Source organism: Promineifilum sp. (SeqCode) (assembly GCF_041918635.1).
GTDB lineage: Bacteria > Chloroflexota > Anaerolineae > Promineifilales > Promineifilaceae > Promineifilum.
Window position 1 is genome coordinate 1 of record NZ_JAYRVJ010000486.1, and the last position, 3,804, is coordinate 3,804.

General features: G+C 65.1%; 2 protein-coding genes. Both read right to left on the reverse strand.

Features of this window, described 5'->3' with window-relative positions; genetic code table 11:
* The coding region (locus tag ACE3UY_RS14790) for a right-handed parallel beta-helix repeat-containing protein (RefSeq protein WP_374688273.1) at nucleotides 1-1,271 on the reverse strand (1,271 nt) is incomplete at its 3' end.
* Between the two features lie 87 nt (nucleotides 1,272-1,358).
* Nucleotides 1,359-3,804 (reverse strand): right-handed parallel beta-helix repeat-containing protein (locus ACE3UY_RS14795; RefSeq protein ID WP_374688274.1); only part of this gene is annotated, 2,446 nt, incomplete at its 5' end.

Here is a 3,804-nt window from a genome sequence, read left to right on the forward strand (position 1 = left end):
AACTGGTAGTTGCGCGGGTCGATGCTGCTGGCCGCGTCCGGGAATTTGCCGCGCAACTCGGCCGTGGGATTGGCTAGATTGGGATTGCCAATGCGATCGCCGGGGCCGCGCATGGCCGCCGCCGGTTGTTCGCCCCACAGGTTGTTGCGGAAGGCGATGGCGCTCAGGTCGCCGTTGGCCTTGCTGATCTGTTGACCGCCGTGGAAGATATTGTTCTCGATGAGGCTGGGGCGATGGGGGCGGCCCTGCATGTTGCCGGCGATCGCCACCGCTTCGACCGTCTTCGCGCCACCGATGAAGGTGTTGTAGCCGATGTAGCAGTTGTCCAGTTGAGTGTTGTAGCTTCGGGCGTTGTTGCGGATACTGAGGAGCGCGCCCAGGCCGACCACAATGTTGTTGTAGATTTGGCCGCCGGCGCTGTAGGGCCAGCTGCCATCGCCGCCCAACTCATCGCCGATAGCGATGCCCGCCGGCGGACGGCCGTCTTCGCCCACAAAGTCGTCCAGGTAGAGATGGTAGACCAGGTTGTTGCGTATTACCGCGTCGATGGTGCGGTTGATATAGATGTGCACGTGGTTGCACGTATGCACGATATTGCCTTCGACGAGCGTGCGATAGCCGGCCTTGTCGAGGTTGATCCCTTCGCCGTGGCCGTAGGCGCAGATATTGTTACGCACAATGCAGTCGCGCGCCCTGCCAACTCTGATCACGCCGCTGACGCTTTCCGGCCCGCCCCCAGTGCGCAACGGGTCGTAATAGCGCACGCTGATGCGGGTCGAAACGTTGTTTTCGATCAGCACATTGTCGATGTACGTCACCGGGCTGACCCGAATGGCCGTACCATAGGTGAAGTCGATGCGGCAATTGCGCACGATGCAACGACTTTCGCTGACGCTGATGGCTGTACCGGCCACGTTCTGGACGGTCAGCCCGTCCAGAACCACTCCTGTCGCGCTAAGTGATACCATACTGCCGAGCACCTGGTCCGGCAGGAAGGCCGTTTGCAGGTCGGGATGGGGCAGCGTACCGTCGGCGCGGAAAAGACCCTCATGATAGCCGCCGTCGATCACAGGGGTATGGCCGGTGTCGGCCTTCCAGGTGGTGTTATCGGTGCGCAGCCGGACTATCTCGCGATAGGTCGCGGTGCGAATGCGCACCTCGTCGCCCGATTTTGCCTGCTCGGTCGCCCTGCCAATCGTTTTCCAGGGAGCATTGCTGCTGCCGTCGGCCGAGTCGTTGCCCGCGTTGCCGTCTACGTAGTAAGTCGTCATGTGCGTCCTACCTTATCACGTTATCCTTTCTGGTGGAGTTAAGTTAATCGGGAGTTGAGAGTTCCAAGATGCTCTCTTAACTCTCAACTACGCTTCCAGTTCATCCACCCAAATGAGTTGTACCGTGTCGCCTGTGTAAGCGCGGCGCACGTCGTCGAGTTCACTGTAGACCATCATGTGGTACGGTTCGCCGTTCCACATGATGGCGCAGCGGAAGTCCGGGTATTGCAGCCCGAAGGCGACGACAGTCGAATCGGTCACGTTGACCAGCACGAAGCGGGCGTAGTCGGCCGGCAGCGGCGGGATGGGCGAAGTCGCCACGGTGATCAGCCGCTCCTTCGTGATCTTGTTCGTGCGCCCCTGCTTGTCGGTGATGGTTAGCGAGACGCTGAAGATGCCGGGCTGGGCATAGGTATAGACGGGGCTGGCGCGGTTGGAGGTCTGGCCGTCGCCGAACTCCCAGAAGTAGCCGGCGATGCCCGCGTCGGCCGTGCTGTCGGCCGCGTCGAACTCTATCGTGTGCGGCGCGACGCCATACTCGTCGCCATCGGGGATGGTGAACTCCGCCTTGATGGCGTCGCCGACGGGCTGGCCCGCCTCGTAGTTGTGCTGGACTTCGCGCGCTTCCAGGGCGCGGTCGTAGATCGCCACCAGCCGGAATTGGCCTAGCCAGGGACGATCTTCGGAGAGTTCGTTCGCCAGCAACAGGGGCATCTGCGTCTCCCAGTTGAAGGCGCCGCCCACGGTGATGACGCCGCGCTCCTGCCCGTCGATGTAGAGCGTGGCCCGCCCTTCGTTGTCACGGGTATAGACGACGTGGGCCAACGCCGGCGTGGCCGAGCCGGCCGGGGTGATAACGGCCGGCAGCCCGTTGGCCGAGGTCTGCTCCGTGCGCAGCCGGGCCACGTACAGGTCGGTCGCCTGCTTGCCGTAAAGCCCCTGGCCCAGCGTGACGTTGCGGGCCGTTTTGCTGGCCGAGATGCTGACGATGCGGGCCGGGCCGTCTTGCGTCACGTTGGCCGGCGTGACCCACGCCTCGACGGTGATCTCGTTGCTCCGCTGGCAGGCGGCGATGATCTTGGCCGCCGGCCGCTCGGAAGAGATGAAAGTTGGCTGGTTGATGAGCAGCCCATCGGCGCTCCAGGTCACCTGAGCGGCATCGCGGATGGTCAGGTTGAGCGGTTCGCCCACGCCGCCCACGTCGGTCAACTGGCGGCCCTGGCCCTCCTTGAAGTCGTAGAGGCACAGCAGGCCGGCCGTCACGCGCGCGCCGTCCGGCGGCAACTCCACCTGGTCGTACTCGCCCTCGCCGTTGGGATACTCGTTAGCGCCCAAATCCGGTCGCCCGGCGCGCGGCGCGCCCCAGAAGTCGCTATCGACGGCCGCGCCGTCGCGGATGCCGCGGTCGATGGCCACGGAGCCTTCGACCAGCTTATACGGCTCGGCGGTTAGCGCCCCGGGGGCCACCGGCGCGTACTGATCGACCAGCCCGACTTCAGCCTCGATTACGTCGGTGGACGGGTTATGCGCCCGCGCGCCGGGGAAGGCCGACCACAAATTGTGCCGCCAGATGACGCCGCCGGCGCGCCACGGCACGTGGGCCAGGTGGCCTTCAGACGCGGCCACGAGATTGTTCTCGATGTACGTCCGCGAACCGCCCTCTTGAGCGGCGATCTGGATGCCGGCGTCGAAGCTGTTGACGATGGTGTTGTGGGCCAGCCGCAGGCTGGTCAGCTTGCCGCCGTCGCGCTGGGTCTGGAAGCCGGCGCCGCAGCCGACCACGATGTTGTTGGTGATGTGCACCTGCCGGGTGTGCCACGCGCCATCGGCGCGGTAGGCGCGCAGATCGCTCTTGGTGATGCCCGGCCCGCGGTGGCCGCGCAGGTCGAGATAGTCGTCGCGGCCGGTGTGGTAGCACAGGTTGGAATCGATCACCACGTCGCGCGAGGAGAGGAGGCCGATCTGCCCGTTGCGGTTGTCGTAGCAGACGTTGTTGCGGACGATTGCCTGGGCGCAGGCCGGGCCGATCAGAATGCCCTGATCCGAATTCTCGAACACCTGGTTGTGGCGCAGGGTGACGTTGGTCGAGACGCTCACCAGCAGGGCGACGTGCTGGCGCGAGGGGCCGTGGGAGAGGAAACGCCGGGCGCAGTTGCGCACCCGGCAGCGTTCGATCAGCAGGGTGTCGGTCTGAATGGCTTGCAAGCCGCCGTCCAGACACGTCTCGACGGCGCAATCCTGCACGGTGACCCGGCTGGAGCGGCTGATGAACAGGCCGCGGCCGCCGGCGTTGCGGATGGTCAGGCCGGCCAGGGTGATGTCCTGACTTTGCTGGACGCCCACCAGCCCGCCATCGGCCGGAACGATGAGGGCGGTCCCGTCGATGATCGGTTGCTCCCCCTCGTGCGCGGCCAGCTTAATGGGGGCGTCGGCCGCGCCGGCTTTCTGGATGTGGAGCCGCTCGGCGTAGGTTCCGGCGCGCACGAAGATGGTGTCGCCCGCTTGCGCCTTGTTGATCGCCGCCTGAATGGTG